General features: G+C 46.9%; 15 protein-coding genes and 2 pseudogenes. 12 read left to right on the top strand and 5 right to left on the bottom strand.

Annotated elements, in window-relative coordinates; genetic code table 11:
- Positions 1-119 precede the first annotated feature (119 nt).
- Both OF158_RS16405 and OF158_RS16410 read right to left on the bottom strand, forming a co-directional pair.
- Positions 120-1,547, bottom strand: coding sequence for a degradosome RNA helicase CshA (locus OF158_RS16405; protein WP_014096803.1), 1,428 nt, complete (start codon positions 1,545-1,547; stop codon positions 120-122).
- A 233-nt stretch (positions 1,548-1,780) separates the two neighbouring features.
- Positions 1,781-2,137: a hypothetical protein gene (locus tag OF158_RS16410; RefSeq protein WP_017551134.1), complete on the bottom strand. Its 357-nt coding sequence runs from the start codon at positions 2,135-2,137 to the stop codon at positions 1,781-1,783.
- A gap of 401 nt (positions 2,138-2,538) precedes the next feature.
- On the opposite strand from OF158_RS16410, the gene OF158_RS16415 reads away from it, so the two are divergent.
- The 7 genes and pseudogenes from OF158_RS16415 to OF158_RS16445 all read left to right on the top strand — a co-directional run.
- A complete protein-coding gene (locus OF158_RS16415) occupies positions 2,539-3,159 on the top strand; it encodes a LysE family transporter (RefSeq protein WP_014096801.1) in 621 nt (206 codons plus the stop codon).
- Positions 3,160-3,525: 366 nt separating this feature from the next.
- The gene (pgmB, locus tag OF158_RS16420) at positions 3,526-4,209 is read left to right on the top strand and encodes a beta-phosphoglucomutase (protein WP_014096800.1); all 684 of its coding nucleotides are present in this window, start codon (positions 3,526-3,528) and stop codon (positions 4,207-4,209) included.
- A gap of 6 nt (positions 4,210-4,215) precedes the next feature.
- A complete protein-coding gene (locus tag OF158_RS16425; RefSeq protein WP_014096799.1) occupies positions 4,216-5,172 on the top strand; it encodes a LacI family DNA-binding transcriptional regulator in 957 nt (318 codons plus the stop codon).
- Between the two features lie 160 nt (positions 5,173-5,332).
- Entirely contained in the window at positions 5,333-7,027 is a 1,695-nt protein-coding gene (locus OF158_RS16430; RefSeq protein ID WP_014096798.1) for a glycoside hydrolase family 13 protein, read from the top strand.
- Between the two features lie 19 nt (positions 7,028-7,046).
- On the top strand, positions 7,047-8,852 hold the full coding sequence (locus tag OF158_RS16435) for an alpha-glycosidase (protein WP_035183266.1): 1,806 nt from the start codon (positions 7,047-7,049) through the stop codon (positions 8,850-8,852).
- A gap of 195 nt (positions 8,853-9,047) precedes the next feature.
- Positions 9,048-10,319: an extracellular solute-binding protein gene (locus OF158_RS16440; RefSeq protein WP_017551141.1), complete on the top strand. Its 1,272-nt coding sequence runs from the start codon at positions 9,048-9,050 to the stop codon at positions 10,317-10,319.
- A gap of 382 nt (positions 10,320-10,701) precedes the next feature.
- Positions 10,702-11,784: pseudogene (locus OF158_RS16445) on the top strand (carbohydrate ABC transporter permease); the annotation flags it as partial.
- On the opposite strand, the gene OF158_RS16450 reads toward OF158_RS16445, so the two are convergent.
- Positions 11,785-13,146, bottom strand: a complete 1,362-nt coding sequence (locus tag OF158_RS16450; protein ID WP_043052472.1) for an IS4 family transposase — start codon at positions 13,144-13,146, stop codon at positions 11,785-11,787.
- Between the two features lie 169 nt (positions 13,147-13,315).
- Between OF158_RS16450 and OF158_RS16455 the strand changes: the two are divergent.
- The 5 genes and pseudogenes from OF158_RS16455 to OF158_RS16475 all read left to right on the top strand — a co-directional run.
- Positions 13,316-13,546: pseudogene (locus tag OF158_RS16455) on the top strand (sugar ABC transporter permease); the annotation flags it as partial.
- Position 13,547: 1 nt separating this feature from the next.
- On the top strand, positions 13,548-14,399 hold the full coding sequence (locus tag OF158_RS16460) for a sugar ABC transporter permease (RefSeq protein ID WP_017551143.1): 852 nt from the start codon (positions 13,548-13,550) through the stop codon (positions 14,397-14,399).
- 97 nt (positions 14,400-14,496) lie between these two features.
- Positions 14,497-15,339, top strand: coding sequence for a DUF1189 family protein (locus OF158_RS16465; protein ID WP_017551144.1), 843 nt, complete (start codon positions 14,497-14,499; stop codon positions 15,337-15,339).
- Positions 15,340-15,368: 29 nt separating this feature from the next.
- A complete protein-coding gene (locus OF158_RS16470; RefSeq protein WP_035183263.1) occupies positions 15,369-17,651 on the top strand; it encodes a glycoside hydrolase family 65 protein in 2,283 nt (760 codons plus the stop codon).
- Positions 17,648-19,315, top strand: coding sequence for a glycoside hydrolase family 13 protein (locus OF158_RS16475; RefSeq protein ID WP_035183260.1), 1,668 nt, complete (start codon positions 17,648-17,650; stop codon positions 19,313-19,315). The genes OF158_RS16470 and OF158_RS16475 overlap by 4 nt, the downstream gene beginning before the upstream one ends.
- Positions 19,316-20,537: 1,222 nt before the next feature.
- Here OF158_RS16475 and murF read toward each other — a convergent pair.
- Positions 20,538-21,914, bottom strand: coding sequence for a UDP-N-acetylmuramoyl-tripeptide--D-alanyl-D-alanine ligase (murF, locus tag OF158_RS16480; RefSeq protein ID WP_017551146.1), 1,377 nt, complete (start codon positions 21,912-21,914; stop codon positions 20,538-20,540).
- A gap of 127 nt (positions 21,915-22,041) precedes the next feature.
- Positions 22,042-23,109: a D-alanine--D-alanine ligase gene (locus tag OF158_RS16485; RefSeq protein ID WP_017551147.1), complete on the bottom strand. Its 1,068-nt coding sequence runs from the start codon at positions 23,107-23,109 to the stop codon at positions 22,042-22,044.
- Positions 23,110-23,234 lie beyond the last annotated feature (125 nt).

The following is a 23,234-nucleotide window of genomic DNA, read 5'->3' on the forward strand; positions in this document are numbered from 1 at the left end:
GGGCGCCGGCAACTTTTGCCATACCGGCATTTTTACTTGTAAAGAGTCGCAGCCGGATACAAACCGACCCGCTCGTAAAGCTGATGATGCTCTATTTTTTTGGCCCCGCCTTCGTTTGGTTAAAATGGTTTGCGGTTTGTTGTTGTTCTTCTCGGCTTTCTTCCCTTATTGTAAGACCCTTTGTAGGACCCTGCAGGCTTGCCCCGTCTGCTATGGTCTTTTTTATGCGGAAGCGGCCGTTCTTCTGAAATATGAACCGGTGTTTTATCCGGCTCTTTCGTCATCAGTTTCAAAGCAGCTGCCGTGACCTCAGCCGGGTCATATTCTGCAAGCAGCTCCTTCGCTACCGACATATATTCATCAATATTGCCTTCTTTGATGGTTTCCCCGATCCGTTCCATGGTGACGCGCTGCTGCCCTTCAAACGCTTCATCCCAGGTCGGCGGGCGCATCGGGAGCATTCTCTTTTTCGTTGTCTGTTCAACCGTTTTGAGATAGCCCATTTCCCGCGGCGTGACAAAGGTCATTGCCATGCCTTCCCGTCCGGCACGGCCCGTTCTTCCGATCCGGTGCACATAGGATTCCGGATCCTGCGGAATATCGTAATTGTAAACATGGGTTACACCCGAGATATCCAGCCCGCGTGCGGCAACATCGGTGGCAACAAGCACATCAATTTTCCCGTCTTTAAACTTCCGGAGTACCGATAAGCGTTTCGCCTGGCTCAAATCACCGTGGATACCTTCTGCAAGATAGCCGCGCAAGTTCAGGGCATTCGCCAGTTCATCAACTCTCCGCTTCGTGCGCCCAAACACAATCGCAAGGTCCGGAGACTGTACATCCAAAAGCCTTGACAATACATCGAATTTTTCGCGTTCCTGGACTTTGACGTAGTATTGTTCAATAGACGGAACGGTCATTTCTTTTGCTTTCACACGGACAAGTTCCGGGTTGTTCATGAAGCGTTCGGCAATTTTCCGGATCGGATCCGGCATGGTTGCCGAGAACAGCATCGTTTGGCGGTCTTTCGGCACGGTAGAAAGAATGGCTTCAATGTCATCAATAAAGCCCATATTCAACATTTCATCCGCTTCGTCAAGCACAAGCGTATGCACATGGTCGAGTTTCAAGGTTCCCCGGTGTATATGGTCAAGAATCCGTCCCGGTGTTCCGACAATAATTTGCGGATGGTTCTTCAGCGCACGGATCTGACGCGAAATATCCTGGCCGCCATAAACAGCCAGCACATGAACGCGCGAATCCTGGCCGATCCGGTACAATTCTTCAGATACCTGAATGGCAAGCTCGCGGGTTGGCGCGATAATGATTCCTTGAATATTACGGCTTCTATGATCAATCTTTTCAATTAACGGTATGCCAAATGCTGCAGTTTTTCCCGTACCTGTCTGCGCCTGGCCGATAATATCCTTCCCTTGCATGGTGAGCGGAATGGTGGCTGCCTGAATCGGCGATGCCTCTTCAAATCCCATTCTTTTCACAGCTTTTAAAATCGCCGGGCTTAAATTTAATTCTGAAAACTTCGTCAATCTTCTCAATCTCCTTCTAAACGTTCAACAGGGCCGCATGTCTTCCTTAGGGTTTTACCCTTTTCGGCAAAAAAATATACTCTTTTGAGCATTGTCAGCTAAAAGCGTAAACGATGTACGGTAATCGTAACATGAATACGGCAAGATTTCAACGAATATGGAGCCGTGGTTTTTTCACAATCATTTTGGGACTTTCAATTTTTCGGTACAATGGTCGCCGCTATACAATTTTTCTAAAAGATATCTAATCTCTGGCACAAAAAAGTGATAAAATCGCCATCATTTATATCTCCGGGTATTTCATTATCCAGTTCTAGAATAAATTTGCCAACCAACACTTTCTCTTTATGCACTAATTTCCCTGTAAATCTATAGGAAAAATATTCATCCAGTTTTTCAATTGTGTACTTTGGCTTTTCCGCCTTCATCAAATCAGAAACATTCAAACAGTAAATCGGGTTCTTTAATACATAGCCTTCTGTGTAATTTAACGGTTGGGCAAAGCATCTGATTTCGGTTTCTCCATCCGTCACGATTACTTCAGCTTCTAAAGCTTCTTTGGAAATCCACTCTATATTTTTTATTTTCAATTTAGCACATCCTTTCTATTTATTCTAAACCATATGCTTTGTACTTTCTTTGCTCGTTCTTTGTATCGGTAATATTTTACTCGAAGGAGCAAATGAGCGGAAAAATAAAGGGACATAGGCTTCAAATTTTTAAACCGCTGAAACAAAAAAATGATCATTTTCAATTCCCGTGCCTGCTTTTCCATCCATCATTCGATCAAACCCTTTTAGAAGCCATGGACAGAAAAGCAATCCATGGAAGAATAATGGCGCACTTTTAACCCATCGACTCTGTTTATGCACTTTCATCGTTTGGGTTCATTTTTTCATTTATGGCATCCATTTTGCTTTTATTAGTTGTACAGGCTATGGTTTCTGAATACAAATATATCAATCGCATGATGGAAAGGCTGAGGAAAATGATGGAAAGCATGATTAGTTATATTTTTCTTGGGCTGTCGCTTGCTGCGCCGATCGGGCCGGTGAATGCCGCTCAAATTGACAAGGGGATTAAAAATGGCTTTCTCCACTCATGGCTGCTCGGAATCGGTGCCATGGCAGCGGACGGTTTGTATATGCTGCTCGTTTATCTCGGTGTCGTCCATTTGCTCAGCATCGGATTTGTAAAATCATTCCTTTGGTTTTTCGGATGCTTTGTCCTTACATACACCGGCATTGAAAGCATGATTGCAGCCAATCAGCCGATTTCCGGTTTGATGAGAAACAAAGAAAAATTGTCCAAATCATTCCTGACCGGTTTTCTGATGTCTCTGACCAATCCGCTCACCATTTTATTCTGGCTCGGCGTTTACGGTTCCGTGCTTGCAAAAACAGCTGAATCTGTAGGCCCGCAGCAGTTTCTCCTCTACAGCCTGGCCATCTTTATCGGAGTGGCGCTGTGGGATTTTTCGATGGCTGCCGTCTCAAGCAGCTTCGGAAAACTGCTAACCAACCGTTTGATTCTTTTCATTTCGAGGCTGTCCGGCCTGTCTCTTGTCGGTTTCGGCATTTATTTCGGCATTCAGGCGGTCAAGAGTCTGTAGCATAAGCAAACAAAAGTCCCGCCGAACTCTTGTACCTTTTCGCTGGTTTTCCGGAAAAAATCAGCACGTTCTTGCTTTCCGCCCGCTTTTTTACCGTCCGGCCCTTTTTGCCGATTCAGTCACCTTTTTTTCAAATAAAGGGATGATTTCTGAAGTGGGCATGGAATCCTTTCATTTATACCGCGTTTTTCGAAATGCGCCGGATTTTTCCGGCTTTTCGCCAGTTCTTTCGCTTTTTCTGAATCTTTTTCGCCTTTTCTGCTGGTTTCGACAAGCAACTTATATAGTTCCATAGTTTTCAAGAGAAATTTCCCGTATACTAATCATAACAGCAATCAAACTTTATAAGTTGGAGGAGAATTGTCAATGGCAGCTTCACATATTCAAGCCGTTCTCTTTGATTTAGACGGGGTCATCACAGATACTGCGGAATACCACTACTTAGCATGGAAAAAGCTGGCTGATGAGCTGCAGGTTCCTTTTGACCGCCATTTTAATGAAGCGCTTAAAGGGCTCAGCCGCATGGACTCTTTAAAGAAAATATTGGAGAACGCCCGGCCGGAGCCTTCCTTTTCTAAAGAAAAGCTGAGCGAGCTCGCGGACAGGAAAAATGAATATTACAAAGAACTGATCCGCCAAATTTCCCCTGCCGATTTGCTTCCGGGCATCCACAACCTGCTCGAAGATATAAAGGAAAGGGGAATCAAAACAGCGCTGGCTTCCGCGAGCAAAAACGCCATGTTTGTCATCGACAGACTGGGGGTGGCTTCCTTTTTTGATGAAATCGTGGACGCTGCCCGCATTCAGCACGGCAAGCCGGATCCGGAAATCTTTTTAACCGGCGCCCGCAAGCTGGACGCGGATCCGGCATTTTGCATCGGCATTGAAGACGCGGAAGCCGGCATCCAGGCCATTAAAGCGGCCGGCATGTTTGCAGTCGGGGTCGGCACGCCGGAAAACATGAAGCAGGCGGATTTCCTTGTTGAAGGGACGCAGGATCTTGACTTTGAAAAAATCGAAAGCGCATTTCTTCTGAAAAATAAAGGATGAGGCGTGATGGTTACCATTTCCGATGTCGCAAAACAGGCGAATGTTTCAAAGATGACGGTTTCACGGGTCCTTAACCACCCCGAACAGGTTAGAGATGATTTAAAAAAACTGGTATATGAGGCGATGGAGCAGTTGAACTATGTACCCAATTATGCGGCACGTGCCCTCGTCTCCCACCGTACCCAGGTCATCAAGTTCCTGATATTGGAGGAAATGGACACAACAGAGCCGTATTATATGAACTTGCTGGCCGGCATTGCCAAGGAGCTCGACCAAAACCACTACTCGCTTCAGCTGGTCACACGGAAATCGAAGGACATCGGCCAGTGCGACGGTGTGATTGCGACGGGTGTCCGCAGCCAGGATTACGATACCATTTTAAAAGAATTTTCCAAACCGGTGATTTTATTCGGGCAAAATGACAGAGGGTTTGATTTTATTGATGTGGACAATGAAAAAGGCGTACGGCTGTTAACAGAGCATGTCATTCGCCGCGGGTTTAAAAAAATTTATTTTTTCGGCATTGACCTGCAAGAGCCCTTTATGTTTGCGAGACAAAAAGGTTATCTGGATGCAACCGAAGCAAACGGGTTGCCGCCGTTTCTTTGCAGGGTCAAAAACAGTTCAAGCGCCGCCCAGCAAGAAGCGGAAAAAATTTTATCCAGCCGGAAAGAAAGATGCGCGTTTGTATGCGCAAGCGACCGGATTGCCCTCGGTGTGATCAGAGCCGCCCAATCGCTACGGCTATCCATACCAAGTGAGGTTGCGGTCACCGGTTTTGACGGGGTGTTTCTTGACCGGATTTCCGCTCCCCATATTACAACCGTGCGCCAGCCCGTTGTAAAAATGGGAGAAGCATGTGCACGCATGCTGTTGAAAAAAATTCAGGAAAACGGGAAATCCCAAGGGCACCAGTTTTTTGAACCGGAAGTGGTCATCCGCCCCTCCACCGTCTGTGAATAAGCAGCCTTACACCGGTTGCTTATTTTTTTCAGGATGGGCTTGGGCCAATCAAACCCGTAAAAAGCATTTTGTTAACGGTAACATCGCTGAAAAATTTGTTCCGGATAAAGGGGTGATGATACGTTGAAAGGGTATAGAAGAAACGTGGAGGTGAACCGCTTTGCAAGATGCGTGGTGGAAAGAAGCTGTCATCTATCAGGTATATCCGCGCAGTTTCAAAGATGCAAACGGGGACGGCGTGGGCGATATCCCGGGCATCATTGAAAAGCTGGATTATATCCGTGATCTCGGGGCAACGGCCATCTGGCTCAATCCGATTTTCGCATCGCCGCATGTGGACAATGGCTATGATGTCAGCAACTACGAAAAAATCGACCCGGTTTTCGGCACGATGGAAGATGTGGAACACCTGATCAAGGAAGCGAAAAAACGCGGGCTTAAAATCATTCTGGACCTTGTGCTGAACCATACGTCAGACCGCCACCCGTGGTTCCAAGAAGCGCGGAAAAGCAAAGAAAATCCGTACAGGGATTACTACATTTGGCATGACCCTGTCAAAGGGCGTGAACCGACGAACTGGGCGAGCTTTTTCGGCGGCAGCACATGGACATTGGATCAACAAACCGGGCAATATTATTTTCATCTGTTCAGCGACAAAATGCCCGATCTGAACTGGGAGAACAAAAAAGTGCGCGAAGAAATGGCAAAAATCGCCCTATTCTGGCTGGATAAAGGTGTGGACGGATTCCGGCTGGATGCGGTCATTCACCTGGCAAAGGACACCCGTTTTCTTCCCGTTAAAACAAAATCGGAAGAAGCCTTTGTGCTTGCAGAACAGTATTATGCCAACCTGCCGCGTGTCCATGATTATATCCGTGAATTTAACCGTACGATTAAAGCGAAGCATCCAGAAGCTTTTTTAATCGGGGAAACAGCTTCCGCCGACACGAAGCTTGCCCGGCTTTATTCAAGGCCGGACCGCGAAGAATGCGACTGCATCATTACCTTTAACTACTTAGGGTTTGACACAGAAGCAAAAAAACCTGGCATTCCGCAAAACTGGCAACAGGGAAAATGGGACTTGCTTGCTTTTAAAAAAGCGATGTCCCAGTGGCAACATGACTTGTACGGGGAAGGCTTCAATTCGCTCTACTGGAATAATCATGATATGCCGCGGGCCTTGTCGCGTTTCGGGGACGAAGGTAAATACCGGGAAAAAAGCGCAAAGATGCTTGCTACTTTGATGTATTTGCAATGGGGGCTGCCGATTTTGCTGCAGGGCGAAGAAATCGGCATGGTGAACTTGAAGCTCCCGCGGCTCCAAGACTATGAGGACCCAAGTATCAAAGGGCTTGCCACAATTGCGAAAAAGAAAGGCTATGCGGAGGAAGAAATTTTAAAAATGGTGCAACAGCGCTCTAAAGATACGTCAAGAGGCGCCATGCAGTGGAACAATGATCGATACGGCGGCTTTTCTACATATGCTCCGTGGCTCGGCATCAATGAAGATACGCGGACCGTGAACGTAGCGGCGCAGGAAAAAGATCCCGGCTCCGTGCTGCATTATTACCGGAAGCTGATCGAACTGAAAAAATCAATGCCTGTCTTTACGGCCGGCAGCTGGGAAATGCTGGCTGATGAGGACCCGGACATCTACGCGTATATACGGAAGCATGAAGGCAGCTGTGCCATGATTGTCTGCAATACATCGAAAAAGCTGCAGACCTTTACCTGCCCGGAGCTTACCCGCCACAGATGGGCATGCCTGCTCAATAACAACGGCTATCATAGCAAAGCGGTGCCAAGCAAACTGGTGCTATCGCCTTTTGAATGCTTTGTTTTATTACAGGAGTAGCATAAGAGGAGGAGAAAAGATGGAACACGCAGGAATTTTTCATCAGCCGTTCAGCGCGGATGCATATGTATATGACAAAAAAACGATGCACCTGAAGCTGCGCACGAAAAAAGGGGATATTCAGAAAGCCGTCCTCATTTGGGGAGACCCGTATTTATTTAAAAAAAAGCAAGACGGGGAATATCACTGGGAATCTGAACGCCTCGAAATGGAAAAAAAGGCTGAAACAGAGGCGCACGATGTCTGGTTTGCCGAAGTCCGTCCGCCGCACCGCCGCCTGCAGTACGCCTTTATCCTTACCGGCACGGATGGCAGCAACATTTTTTATGGCGGGCGCGGCTTTTACCCGGCAAATGAAGATACACTGCGGGTGCCTGACTATTATTTTAAATTTCCGTTTATGCACGAAATCGATATGTTCAAGGCGCCTGACTGGGTGAAGTCCACCATTTGGTACCAGATTTTCCCTGAACGGTTTGCAAACGGCAATCCCGCCATTTCTCCGGAAAATGCCCTGCCGTGGGGAAGCAAAGACCCGGGCGTGGACGACTTTTTCGGCGGCGACCTCGAGGGGATCATCGGCCATCTCGATTATCTCACCGATCTAGGCATTAACGGGATTTACTTGACGCCGATTTTCGAAGCCCCTTCCAATCATAAATACGATACATTCGACTATTTTACGATTGACCCGCATTTCGGCGATAAAGAAATATTCCGCAAACTGGTGAAAGAAGCCCACAAGCGCGGGATCCGGATTATGCTCGATGCGGTGTTCAACCATATTGGGAAAAATTCAAAACAGTGGCAGGATGTGCTGAAAAACGGGGAGAAATCGCGCTACAAAGACTGGTTCCATATCCACTCTTTCCCGGTCCGCGAAGGCGAAAACGGGAACATTGACGGGCATGATACGCTCTCATTTGACACGTTTGCTTTTACGACAAGCATGCCGAAGTTGAATACGGCCAATCCCGAAGTGCAACAGCATCTGCTCGATATTGCAACCTACTGGATCCGTGAATTTGACATTGACGGCTGGCGCCTTGATGTCGCCAACGAAGTCGACCATGCTTTTTGGAAAAAGTTCCACCAGGCCGTTGTAGGCGAGAAACCGGATGTTTTTATTCTCGGCGAAATTTGGCATGATGCATGGCCTTGGCTTTTAGGCGATGAGTTTCATTCGGTCATGAATTATCCATTTACGCAGACGATAATTGAATACTTTGTGGATGAAAACATTTCCGCTGAAAAACTGATGCACAGCCTCAACCAGCAGTTTATGCATTATATGCAGTCCAACAACGAGGTTTTGTTTAATATGCTTGACAGCCATGACACCCCGCGGATTTTGACAAAGGCAGGCGGCGACAAGCAAAAGGTGAAGCTTGCCCTTGCCTTTACGTTCGCGCATACCGGTTCGCCGTGCATTTATTACGGCACGGAGGTCGGAATAGACGGCGCAGGTGACCCGCTTTGCCGGAAATGCATGGTCTGGGATGAAGACAAGCAGGACCGCGACATGCTCGCATTTATGAAAAAGCTGATCCGCTTCCGGAAAGACCATCAACAAACCTTGACATACGGCGATCTCGTCTGGCTGAAAACCGATAACGAAAAACAAGTGGTCAGCTTCCTGCGCAAAGGGGAAAAATGCACCTTGCTGTTTGCCTTTAACCGGTCGGACCAAGAACAGGCCATCCCGTGGAGCGAGCTGGATGTAAAACCGGACACCGTAAAAGACGCTTGGGAAAACAAACCGGTTTCAAGCAAAACCCTTGTCCTCCCGCCAATGGACTTTGCGATTCTGGAAATCACAAACTGACCCTGACCGTAGCGTTCTTGAAACCCATTCGTCGCTTCCCATTGCGATTTTAAAAATCACAAACTACCCCTCCCCCCTGCCGGATAATTGGCAGGGGGCTTTTCATTTTGTTACCGTTAACAGAAAATTTTACATTGTAACCGTTTTCCACTCTCTTCTATAATAAAGTTGTACCAAAAAAGGGAGGTTCATGAAATGAAAGTATTCAAGAAGCTGTTCGTGCTTACGCTTGTCTTGGGCGTCATCATGGCGCTCGCCGCGTGCGGGGGATCGAAAAAAACAAACAGCGGATCTTCTCAAGACAGCGGTGACAAAAAGACGCTCACGGTTTCCGTGGAAGAATCTTATGCCGATTATGTCAACAGTATTAAGGGCGATTTTGAAAAGAAAAACAATTGTACTGTAAAAGTGGTCAAAAAGCCGATGTTTGACCAGCTGGAAGCACTGCCTTTGGACGGCCCGGCAGGAAAAGCCCCAGATGTGATGCTCGCTTCTTATGACCGGATCGGCGGACTCGGCCAGCAGGGGCATCTGCTTAAACTGTCCAAAAAAGATGTTAGCGCCTATGATGCAAAAGACCAGCGCCAAGTCATGATCGACAACAAAGTTTACGGCGTCCCGTTCGTCATTGAAACGCTCGTCCTTTATTACAACAAAGATTTGTTGAAAAGCCCGCCAAAAACATTTGCCGATCTTGAAAAATTGGCGAAAGACAGCAAATATAATTTTTCATCCGAATCCGGAAAGAATACAGGATTCCTTGTTAAATGGACGGACTTCTACTATTCTTACGGCTTGCTCGCGGGTGACGGTGGCTATGTGTTCGGCGATAACGGCACAAACACAAAAGATATCGGGTTGAACAATGCCGGTTCCGTAAAAGCCATTACGTACGCCACACACTGGTTTAAAGATATTTGGCCAAAAGGAATGAAAGATACAAAAAGCTCCGGCGACTTTGTAACAGAAGAATTCTCAAAAGGCAAAGCGGCTGCCGTCATTGACGGTCCTTGGTCGGCGGACACCTACGCGAAAGCAAAAGTAAATTACGGCGTAGCCCCGATCCCGACGCTTCCAAACGGCCACAAGTACGAAGCATTCGGCGGCGGAAAAGGATGGGTTGCTTCCAACTATACGAAAGAACCGAAACTTGCGGAAAAATGGATTCAATACGTCACCAACTCCGCAAACAGCTACAAATTCTATGAAAAATACAAAGAAATCCCTGCCAACCCGACTGCGCGCGAAAAAGCGGCTGCGACAAATGATGAACTGACAAAAGCGGTTGTTGAACAGTACAAATCCGACCAGCCGATGCCGAACGTTCCGGAAATGGCAGAAGTCTGGACCGGTATGGAATCGACGATGTTTGACGCAGCGAGCGGCAAGAAAACACCAAAGCAGGCAGCCGATGCAGCGGTGAAGACGATCAAAGACAATATTTCCCAAAAGTATTCCAATAAATAATCCGCTTTATCCATTTCCAGGTGGGGATACGCTCCACCTGGTTTTCAAAATATGGTGCTAGGCCGTTAGCAGGTTGAAAGCCGTGTAAACTTCCAGGTTTGGCGTCCATGTTGCAAAAAGCACCAGTAACATAAGTCAACTGCGCGTATTTTCAAGATTGGCATCCGGACCACAAAAATCTGCTGCCAACAAAAAATGAAATATTTTCAAAAAGGTGTCCCTGCCGCAAAACTGCAGCGCTGTATCACATGGACGTAAGACCAAGTCATCCATTTGCAAAAGGCACAAAGTAGCCATGTTTCGCTCATTTTCTATAGCTGCAGCATGAAAATCTGCCAGCGGGATTTTTTGGAAAGACCAATATAGAAACGAGGTAATCAAAATGGAAACCGAACCGAATAAACTGAAGGATGTCCGAAAAGCCGGCTTCTTCTCCCTGATCCCGGGGCTCGGCCAGTTTTATAACAAGCAGCCTTTTAAAGGCGTCCTTTTTCTGGCTATTTTTATCCTTTTTGCCATCCAAATGATCGTAGCAGGCATCCCGGCAATAAACGATTTTATCACGCTGGGTTCTGTCCCGCGGGTTGACCATTCGCTGTTTCTGCTGATCAAGGGTTCCCTGCAAATCATTTTGATCGCAATTTTTCTAGCTTTTTATTTGCTGAATATTTATGATGCCCGGCGTGTTGCCGCCATCTGGAACTTAAAGGGGACAGCCAACACATCCACCAAGGCCATTTTAAAAAACGCATGGGATGCAGGCTTTCCTTATTTGCTGACGATTCCGGCCTATGTGGCCATGACATTCGTCATCATTTTTCCTGTGCTTGTGACGCTGTTCACTGCTTTTACAAACTATGATTTTTATCATATTCCGCCTTTCCGCTTGATTGACTGGGTCGGGATCAAAAATTTCTTAAATATTTTTTCGCTTAGCTCGTATCGGGCCACGTTTACAAGTGTGCTCAGCTGGACAATCATCTGGACATTATGCGCGACCACCGGCCAGATTGTGCTCGGCATTTTAACAGCCTGTGTGGTAAACCAGCCTTTTATCAAAGGGAAAAAGCTGTTTCGGATCATTTTTTTGCTGCCATGGGCGGTGCCGGCCTTTATTACCATTATGAGCTTTTCCAACATTTTCAATGACAGTATCGGTGCCATCAATGCCCAGGTCATTCCGCTGCTCAACCATCTTCTGTTTACCGACATTCCGGCCATCTCGTGGAAAACGGATCCGTTCTGGACAAAAGTGGCCTTGATCATGATCCAGACATGGCTCGGTTTCCCGTATATTTATGTGATGGTCACCGGCGTTCTGCAGTCGATCCCGGGCGATTTATACGAAGCCGCCATCATTGACGGCGCAAATTTCTGGCAAAAGTTCCGCAGGATTACCCTGCCGATGATTTTATTTGCCACCGCGCCTGTTCTGATCACCCAGTACACATTTAATTTTAATAACTCAACTTTCGCAGACTGAAACAGGTAGGTATACCTTGATATAATTCGGCAGACCCGCAATCCATTGTTGTAGTTGACTTTTGATCAGTTGTTGAATTTTCTTATTACTTTTATCCAGAGTATCTTCAAGAATCTCGACTAACTGCTGCAATGCAACAGCCCAATCAAGGTCATCTATTTCATCACATAATTCATAAAACATGCCACCTAATGTTCTGTCATCTACACTGCAACGGTTTTGCCATGACAAGACAATATACCTTGCAAACACAATGGTCGTGTGGCTGATAAGCGCGTCATATGAACGACTCTGGAATTCCTTTTGTAGTTTTAATAGGGACTTTGTTGTTTTGAAGAAAACCTCAATATCCCAACGCATCCCGTAAATACGGATGATTTCCTGGTCACTCAGTGTACAGTCTGTACTCAAAATCGCCAACCAGTCGCTTTTCTTGTTGCGGTTGCGAACAAAGACAACTTTAATTGGCACGCCATTGGCCTGCGTTGTATGGATGGAACGCAAGATTCCTTTCTTTCCACTAGTCGGTTTAGCTAGACGATACAATTCATCTAGGCTAACACGCTTACCATCGACAAAATAGCGTTGTTTTAATTTTTTGACCATACCAATTACGTCAAGACCTTGTTCTGTAATCTCCTTGATGAGAGGTTGTTGGGTGAACCACGAATCCATTAGAACATAGGAAGCATCGATACCAGAATTCATCGCCCGGGCAATCATGCCAGGAATCTGTTCTGGTGCCGTTTGTAATGCTTCTTTTCGGCGCTTATAACCGGAGCTGCGTTTATCGATATTTTCGGATATGCCGTTGATCTGGCTCTTTTTCGAACTCAATAATGAGAAGTCAACGGGTAGGAATGTTGCGCCATCAGACCATCCTAATGTCAACATGCGGAATCCTTTGTAAAAACGCATTTTTTGAGATGCATGATCAAAGCAGCGAGCCAGAAGCTCAACGTGTTTGCTTCGGTTCCGGTCATAAGATGAATCATCTAAAATCAATACTTTCGGACGGTCATGACGTGTCAATTTCGAAACTTTTCCAATCACTGAGGCAACCAGTGAAAGGAGGAAACGACGCCAGTTGAACGTTGATTGGTTGAGAAACCGATAAACGGTATCTTTGGCTGGAATGTCTGTAGCTTTCTTACTTTCCAACATCCTGAACCAGTTTTTGTTTTCAAAGATCATACAAAAAATCAATTGAAAAATGTAGGCACAAGAAAAACCAAAGGACTTCGTAATACCGGCGATTCGCAAGTGTTTCAACATATTCAACTCTTTAAATGTTGATTTTATTTCATTTGGTAGTTGATTATTCAGGCTGTTTTTCGCTATCATAGTAGGAGACACCTCTTCTATTTGGTAGTGATTTTCGATAAATCAACTATACCAAAAGTAGAGGTGTTTTTTCATATATTAATTTTACTGTCAAGTGCTGTATCTGAGACGTAATAGACATTAGCCAGCACTGAATTTATTATGATTTTCTAGGTGCGAAAGTTGAGTTAATAACTTCTCAATTATTTATCTCTTTAATAACGGCGGGCCGGGCAGTGTCGGAGCGGGGGCCGGGTCGAGCGATATTTTAATTTCCTGGATTTATAAACTGACGACCGGGACATCGCCGCAGTACGCGATGGCCGCGGCGATTACCCTTATGATTTCATTTATTGTAATTGCCTTCTCGATGATCGCCTTTAAAAAGACAAACGCTTTCGGCAATGAGGAGATGATGTAGGATGAAGGCGTTAATGAAAAATCAAAAATTTACCCGTTTCTGGAACCGGTTTTTCACCTATGCATTTTTAATCCTATTAAGTGTGATCATTCTGTACCCATTGCTCATTACAGCGTCGTCTGCTTTCCGGGAGTCCAATATCGTTTCCTTCCAGCTGGATTTTCATTCCCACTGGACATTGGACAATTTCCGCCAGCTGTTTACCCAGACGCTGTATCCGGAATGGTATAAAAACACGCTTATCATCGCGGTAGCAACGATGGTTTTACAGATCGTCATCGTGACGCTTGCCGGCTACACTTACAGCCGCTACCGTTTTAAAGGAAGAAAGTACAGCCTTGTCTTTTTCCTGATCATCCAAATGGTTCCGACAATGGCGGCCTTGACCGCATTTTATGTCCTGGCGAATATCCTGAACGCGCTCGATACGTACTGGTTTTTAACCTTGCTTTATGTTGGCGGCGGCATTCCGATGAATACGTGGCTGATGAAAGGTTATTTCGATACGGTGCCGCGCGATTTGGACGAATCGGCAAGAATTGACGGAGCCGGCCATTTGCGCGTATTTTGGCAAATTGTGCTCCCGCTTGTTAAACCGATGCTTGCCGTCCAGGCACTCTGGGCATTTATGGGGCCGTTCGGGGATTATTTGCTGGCTAAATTTTTGCTCCGGACACCAGAACATTTAACCGTGGCGGTCGGCCTCCAACAATTTATTTCCAACCCGACCCAGCAAAAGGTGACGCTCTTTGCTGCCGGCGCCATTTTAGCCGCGCTGCCAATCTGTATTTTGTTTTTCTTCCTGCAGAAAAACTTTGTATCCGGGCTGACGTCGGGGGGCACAAAAGGATAAAGTGCGTAACGAGATGAACAGCTTTAACAGCTGCCGGCCCATGCGGAAAAAACTTGCAAAAAAACATAGAATACTTTATTGAAATGTGGGATTGCTTATGGAACAGATTCAAAGATTCCCTGCTGGTTATTTTGCGACGATCGTTTCACCCGTAAAAATCTTCCGGCACCGGGGCGCGCTTGGCGTTTGGAAACTGATTCTCATTTTTTTCTTTTTAAACGCCTGCCTGATTGCCCCGCTTTCACTCTCTTTTGCGCAGGCAGGAAATATCAGTTTAAAGCAAGTGGCGCCGCATTTATACGAAGCAGTGCAAACCGGATATACCGGGCAAAACGCCGTCCTTTCCTTTCAAAACGGCATGCTCCAATCCAGCAACGCGTGGACAAAGGATCACGGAGATACGATTATCTCCTTTGACCCAGGCAAAACCGCTGCCGTTTCAGAAAGCCATTACCATACAAAAGTCACGCATTACAAAAATGCGCTCCTTTTCCGGAAAGACCGGCTCATTCTGGCTGATGAAAACGGCTTTGGCTTTTCCGTCCGCTACCCGGCCGGAAACGAGAAGATCACGATCCAAAACGGCCGTGACCTTGCTTCTTTTGCCGGCGCTCTCTGGTTCCGGCAATATAAAGTCAACCTGATTCCGCTTGTTTCATGCCTGATCGGAATCCTGTTTCTTTTCAGCAATATACTTTTAATGGGGGCAGTGTCCCTGATACTTTGGCTGACACGTTTTTCAAGTTCTTCCGGCATCCGGTCATTGAGACAGGCTGCAACCATTACACTATCTGCAGCAGGGGTTCCGTCCATTATTGCCATGTTGGCAGGCTTTGCCGGCGCAGGTGCTGCAACGATGATGATGATCCAATCACTGGGCATGGTGCTTTTCATTGCGATGATTTTTTTAAAAACAAAATTTCTGGCGGACGACATGTAAATACAAGATGCTGACGAGGAGGATTTCTCATGTATTATAACCGGCTTTTCGATGTAGATGAATGGACTTTAAAAACAACGAAGCTCCACCGTGAACATATTCGGCTTCAGGAAAGCATCACTTCTTTAGGAAACGGCTATATGGGAATGCGCGGGAATTTCGAGGAGTCTTATTCCGGGGACCATCACCAGGGCACGTATATTGCAGGGGTCTGGTACCCGGATAAAACAAGGGTGGGCTGGTGGAAAGTCGGCTATCCCGATTATTTCGGAAAGGTCATTAACGCAGTCAATCTTGTCGGGTTGCGCGTCTGGATTGATCAAGAGGAAATTGACCTGTTTCTGGACCCGCTCGAACAATTTCAACTGGAACTTGATATGAAAAATGCCGTCTTGCGCCATTCCTATCTTGTCGAAAAGTCTGGCAAGAAAGTCAAAATTGAATTTGAACGTTTTTTCAGCATTGTCTATAAAGAAATTGCCGCGATCCGAATCCGTGCCACCAATCTTGGCAATCCGGCCGTCCTCACGTTAAAACCTTTCCTGGACGGCAATGTCAAAAACGAAGACGCCAATTATGATGAAATGTTCTGGACGGAAATCCAGTCTGAAGCAACGGAAGACAAGGCCGCGGTTGTCACGGAAACAATTGAAAACCCGTTCGGTGTTCCCCGTTTTACCGTAGCTGCCGCCATGGGCAATCTGACGGAGGCAACGCTTGCTTCCTGTGAGTCGGATACGCTTTATGCCGGCCACGTATATGAAAAAACGCTCGGCGAAAACGAGTCGCTCCTTCTGGATAAAATCGTTTCTGTCACGACAAGCCGGGACTATGAAAAAGATGCGCTCCTCCCCCGCGCCTACGAATTGCTTGAACAGGCTTTGGAAAACGGGTACGAAAAGCTGTACGAGGAGCACGCAGCAGCCTGGCATAAACGGTGGGAGAAAGCAGACGTCCGCATTTCCGGCGATCCGGAAGCCCAGCAAGGGATCCGCTTTAACCTATTCCAGCTTTTTTCGACCTATTACGGCGATGATCCGCGCTTAAACATCGGCCCGAAAGGTTTCACCGGCGAAAAATACGGCGGCGCGACGTACTGGGATACAGAAGCCTATGCCGTACCCATGTATCTGGCCGTTGCCACGCCGGAAGTCACAAGAAATTTACTGCTCTACCGCTACCATCAGCTTCCAGAAGCGTATGAAAACGCAAAAAAACTCGGGCTGAAAGGCGCTTTATATCCGATGGTCACCTTTACCGGGATCGAATGCCATAACGAATGGGAAATCACATTCGAAGAAATTCACCGGAACGGCGCCATTGCTTATGCCATTTACAATTATGTCAATTACACCGGCGACAAAGACTACATCAGCCAGTACGGGATTGTCGTCCTCGTCGGGATCAGCCGCTTTTTCGCCGACCGTGTCCATTTTTCCGAGCGAAAGAAAAAATACATGATCCATGGCGTCACCGGCCCGAACGAGTATGAAAACAACGTCAACAACAACTGGTACACAAACCGGATTGCCGTCTGGACGCTTAAATATACCCTTGCGTCCCTTGATTTTACCGGTGCGGAAAAAGCAGCCGCGCTGAATATTACGGAAGAAGAACGCGCGCATTGGCAGGATATTATCGACCGGATGTATTTTCCGTATGATGAAGAGCTGGGCATTTTTCTACAACAGGACGGCTTCCTGGATAAACCGATCAAACCAGTTAGCTGCCTCCCGAAAGAAGATCTGCCGCTCAATCAGCACTGGTCATGGGACCGGATTCTGCGCTCCTGTTATATTAAGCAGGCTGACGTACTGCAAGGGTTTTATTTCTTCAATGATGCGTTTACAATAGAAGAAAAGCGGCGCCATTTTGAATTTTACGAACCGCTCACCGTCCATGAATCGAGCCTCTCCCCGTGCGTCCATGCGATTCTAGCGGCTGAGCTTCGAAAAGAAGACAAAGCGGTCGAACTGTATAAGCGCACGTCCCGGCTTGATCTTGACAACTATAACCATGATACGGAAGACGGGCTGCACATCACGTCCATGACCGGAAGCTGGCTTTCCATTGTCCACGGGTTTGCCGGCATGCGCACCTTCCATGAAACATTGTCGTTTGTGCCGTTTTTACCGAAAGACTGGGATGAATACGCATTTAAAATCAATTACCGGCACCGCCTCCTTGAAGTGAAAGTAAACAAAAAAGAAGTCACCATCTCCCTTTTGGAAGGCGAACCGCTTGAATTGAAGTTATACGGGGAATTCATCCATCTAACAAATACGTACACGAAGGAGTATGAGCTGTCATGACAGAATGGTGGAAAAAAGCCGTTGTTTACCAGATTTACCCGCGTAGTTTTTATGATACAAATGGTGACGGGATCGGCGATTTGCGGGGAATTATGGATAAGCTCGACTATTTGAAGAAACTTGGGATCGACTGCATCTGGATCAGCCCGGTGTACGACTCGCCGCAGGATGACAATGGCTACGACATCCGTGACTACCGCAAGATCGACAAGATGTTCGGGACAAATGAAGATATGGACCGCCTGCTTGACGAAGCCCATGCACGCGGGATTAAAATCGTAATGGATCTTGTCGTGAACCATACCTCCGATGAACATGCCTGGTTTGTCGAAAGCCGGAAATCGAAGGATAATCCGTACCGCGACTTTTATTTTTGGAAAGACCCGAAACCGGACGGCACCCCTCCGAACAACTGGGGTTCGATGTTTTCCGGTTCCGCCTGGGAGTACGACGAAACAACCGGGCAATACTATTTGCACTATTTTTCAAAGAAACAGCCTGACTTAAACTGGGAAAACGAAAAAGTGCGGAAAGAGATTTACGATATGATGAAGTTCTGGATGGATAAAGGGGTGGACGGCTGGCGCATGGATGTGATCGGCTCGATTTCCAAGTTTCTTGATTTTCCTGATTATGAACTTCCGGAAGGGCAAAAATACGACATTGGCAAGTATCATGCAAACGGGCCGCGCCTCCATGCGTTCATCCAGGAAATGAACCGCGAAGTGCTGTCGAAATACGACTGCATGACTGTCGGGGAGGCCATTGGATCCGATGTCGAAATCGCCAAGAAATATACGGGGCCGGACCGCCATGAACTCAATATGATTTTTAACTTTGAACATATGGATGTCGATACGAAACCAGGCAGCCCTGCCGGCAAATGGGCTCTGAAGCCTTTTGACCTCATTGAATTGAAACAAATCCTTTCCCGCTGGCAATATGCGCTCGCGGATACCGGCTGGAATGCGCTCTACTTTGAAAACCATGACCAGGCAAGGGTTGTATCGCGCTGGGGCAATGATACAACGTACCGGGCGGAATGTGCAAAAGCGTTTGCCACCATTTTGCACGGACTGAAAGGGACCCCTTTTATTTACCAGGGGGAAGAAATCGGGATGGTGAATGCCGCGCTTGAACTCGAAGAATATGATGATATTGAAATCCGGAATGCTTATCAAGAACTCGTACTGGAAAATCAAATCATGACGAAGGATGAATTTTTAACAGCTGTCCGAAAAAAAGGACGTGACAATGCACGGACGCCGATGCAGTGGGACAGCGGTCCGAATGCCGGCTTTACAACCGGAAAACCGTGGCTTAAAGTGAACGCCCGCTATCCGGAGATCAACGTAGCAAAAGCGCTTCAAGATTCGAATTCGATTTTTTATTACTATCAATCTCTGATCAAGCTGCGGCATACATATGATGTGTTTACAGACGGCCGGTATGAGCTGCTGATGCCGGACCATCCGCATTTGTACGTATACACGAGGGAGAATGAATCGGAAAAGCTGCTCGTTGCCGCCAACTTAAGCGAAAACACGGTAAGCTTTGATCAACCGGATGGCAACTGGAAACTGCTGCTTGGAAACTATGAAGATACGCGCTCCAGCACGCTGTTCCGCCCGTATGAAGCAGGAATTTATTATCTGGAAAAATAGATTTTTGTGCTATGTTCACCCGATTGCCTTTGGATGCAAAGAGCGTGTTTGTACGGCGGTTGCTCCGCCATACGCCTCCGCTTTGCCCGGTTGCTTTTTTATGCAAAGAGCCCTCTATCCTGCGTATGAGGGGCTCTTTGCTGTTTCTTTGGTTTGGTAGATTTTTGGCTGAAAGTCTAGGCACGTTTCTTTCGCAGGAGATATGGCTGGAATTTGTCCCGCTTCTTATCGCAGACGCCTCCCTACGATCACTTTTGAACGAAATTCTGACCGCTTTCTTAACGTAGATGCGGCCTATGTGAAGAAAGGCCGGCTTTTTCCCCCGCTTGCTTCACTTAGAGGTGGTCTATGTGAAGGAAGAGATCCTTTTTGGCTCGGTTTCTTAATGTGGACGCGCTCTATGTTAAGAAACAAGCTCATTTTCCTCCGCTTCCTTAACGTAGACGCGCTCTATGTTAAGGAAGCACCTCATTTTCCCTCGCTTCCTTAACGTAGACACGCTCTATGTGAAGGAAGCACCTCATTTTCCCTCGCTTCCTTAACGTAGACGCGCTCTATGTTAAGAAACTATCTCATTTTCCTCCGCTTCCTTAACGTAGACACGCTCTATGTTAAGAAACTATCTCATTTTCCCTCGCTTCCTTAACATAGACGCGCTCTATATTAAGAAAGCACCTCATTTTCTATCGCTTCCTTAACGTAGACGCGCTCTATGTTAAGAAACTATCTCATTTCCCTCGCTTCCTTAACGTAGACGACGGGCTCTAAGTTAAGAAACAAGCCCATTTTCCTCCGCTTCCTTAACGTAGACGCGCTCTATGTGAAGGAAGCACCTCATTTTCCCTCGCTTCCTTAACGTAGACGTGCTCCATGTTAAGAAACTATCTCATTTTCCCTCGCTTCCTTAACGTAGACGCGCTCTATGTTAAGAAACAAGCTCATTTTCCTCCGCTTCCTTAACGTAGACACCTCTATGTTAAGAAAGCATCTCATTTTCTCTCGTTTCCTTAACATGGACTCGTTCTATGTTAAGGAACAAGCTCATTTTCCCCAGCTTCCTTCACATAGACACACTCTATAGCCAAGTTCCCGACCGCTTCCCTTACATTGAACCCGTCCAATCTCCATTCCACATGACAAAGCTTGCCGGAAAATATCCTTTGCCAAAAATGAAAGACAGCCGCCGGAAAAAACTGGCAGCTGTCTTTCACGTATCATCTATTTAGGAAACCGTAATGGCCTTGACCACTTCTTCCAGCTGCATGCCTCTTGAGGCTTTGACCAAAACCAAATCGCCGGCTCCGATTTTTCCTTTCAACATATCGATCAGCCTCTTCTTGTCCTCAAACGCAAACACACGGTTGTCCGGAAAATCGCAAGCATCCGCAATCAAACGGCCCAACTTGCCATATGTAAAAACAAAATCAATTTTTTCGGGATTCAAGTCGCAGCCAACCTCCCTGTGAAACGCCGCTTCCTTTTCGCCCAGTTCAAGCATATCCCCGAGCACGAGGATTTTCCGGCCCGTTCCTTCAAACTGCTCCACAAGCCGGATGGCCGCACGCATCGACGTCGGGCTTGCATTATATGCATCGTTGATAATTTTTGAACCGTTGATGCCGTCCGCCATTTCCATCCGCATTTCGCTCAGCCTCGTTTTCCCAAGCCCTGCGCGGATTTCCTCAAATGGCATGCCAAACTCGCGGCCGGCAAGAATGGCGGCAAGCGAATTGATGACATTGTATTCACCAAGGACCGGCAGATAAAAATCGATATCTTCCGATGCATTTGTCCGGAACGCGCTGCCGCTTGTCTCTTGTTTCCATTCCACCGGATAAAGATCATTTCCGTGCCCTTTGCCAAACGTCTTTGTTCGGATGCCGGTAATGTTTGGCACCCGTTCCTGCAAAAGCGGTTCATCCCCCATATAGATCAGCAGCCCGTTTTCCGGAAGGCCTTCTGTAATTTCGAGTTTTGCATCGGCAATCGCTTCACGGGAACCGAGATTTTGAATATGCGCCTCACCGATATTTGTAATAATGGCCACATCCGGGCGGGCAATCGATGTGAGGAAAGAAATTTCCCCTTTTGCACTCATGCCCATTTCCACTACGGCGATTTCCGTGTCTTCATCAAGGGACAAAAGCGTTAACGGAACGCCCTGGTGGTTGTTAAAATTGCCTTCCGTTTTTTGCACTTTAAATTTTTCGGAAAGGACGGAGGCGACCATATCTTTTGTTGTCGTTTTGCCGTTGCTGCCGGTAATGCCGACAACTTTTGCCCGCAAGGCGTTCCGGTAGCTTTTTGACAGTTCTTGCAAGCTCTTCTCTGTGTCTTCCACGATAAGAAGCGGCACGTTCGCCGGCGGGTTTGGCACATCTTTTTGCCAGAGGGATGCAGCTGCGCCTCTGCGGAACGCGTCTTCCACATATTGATGGCCGTCCGCATGTCTGCCAGTAAGCGGCACATACAGATTCCCTTTTTCGATTTTGCGCGAATCAATGCATACGCCATGTACAAGCGTTTCGTTGTGCTGCAGTTGTTCCCCGTTTTCCACATGGATCATTCCGGTCATTTCCCGGATCGTCCGTCTGATCATTTTCGCTCTTTTCCTCCTTGAAAACAGAACGGGAACCATTCAGAATGGTTCCAAACTGAGATTCGGAAAGCTATTTCGTCCGAGTAAAATTCAGAACAGAAACCATTAATAATGGTTCCAAACCCCGTTACAAAGTATATTTAATCCGCTGTTTTTCCGCATGTCGCTCCAGGGCAAGTTCAATCAGCTTTTCGATCAGCTGCGGGTAATCCAGCCCTGCCTCTTTCCACAGAAGCGGAAACATGCTGAACGGTGTAAATCCGGGCATCGTATTGATTTCATTGATGATCACCCGTTCGTCTTCTGTCACAAAAAAGTCAGCACGCACCAGCCCCGAGCAGTCGAGTGCTTTAAATGCTGTAATCGCAGCTTCGGTACATTTTTTATACACTTTTTCGGGAATATCGGCCGGAATGATTAACGCCGTTTCCCCGTCTTCGTATTTCGCTTTATAATCGTAAAAATCTTTTTTCGCGACAATTTCGCCGGCAACGGAACATTGCGGATCGTCATTCCCAATCACGCCAAGTTCAATTTCCCTGGCCGTGACGCCTTCTTCGACAATGATTTTCCGGTCGTACTGAAAGGCTTCCTTAAATGCTGCTTCCAACTCCGTGCGGTTTTTACACTTACTGATCCCGACGCTTGAACCGAGATTCGCCGGTTTGACGAAACAAGGGTAGCCGGTCTTTTCTTCCACTTGTTGAAAACAGGTTTCGGGCGCATTTTCCCATTCACTCCGGATAAAAGAAACATATTTCACTTGGTCGAGCCCGGCTTGTGCAAACAGGTTTTTCATAATTACTTTATCCATTCCGGCTGAAGAGGCAAGCACGCCGTTTCCGACATACGGCAGGTTTAACAGTTCAAGCATGCCCTGTACGGTGCCGTCTTCCCCGTTTGGCCCGTGCAGCAGCGGAAAAATGACGTCATAGCCGCCTTTTTCACCCGATACAGTGGTTGACAGCGCATTGGGGGCCATTTTCTTTCCGTCACGGAACTCAAGCTGTTTCACGGTTTCAACAGGTCCGGTTAAAAGCGGCCCTTTTATCCAGTCCCCTTCCGTTGTAATGAAGATGGGGTAAATATCGTATTTTTCGTGATCCAAGGCCTGTATTACAGCTTTGGCGGTTTGCAGGGATACTTCGTGTTCAGCGGATTTCCCGCCGTAAAGCAAACAGATTTTCTTTTTCATTGTCATCCTCCATCATACGAACAGGATATTCCTATTTTAACATTTTACACACCCGGTGTGCGCCAAATTTGCCATTTTGATTTGTTCAGTTTCTTCCCTATTGTATGGCAAAACGGGCATTTGTG

Source organism: Weizmannia sp. WK01 (assembly GCF_025905465.1).
In the GTDB taxonomy this organism is placed as follows: Bacteria; Bacillota; Bacilli; order Bacillales; family Bacillaceae_C; genus Weizmannia; species Weizmannia faecalis.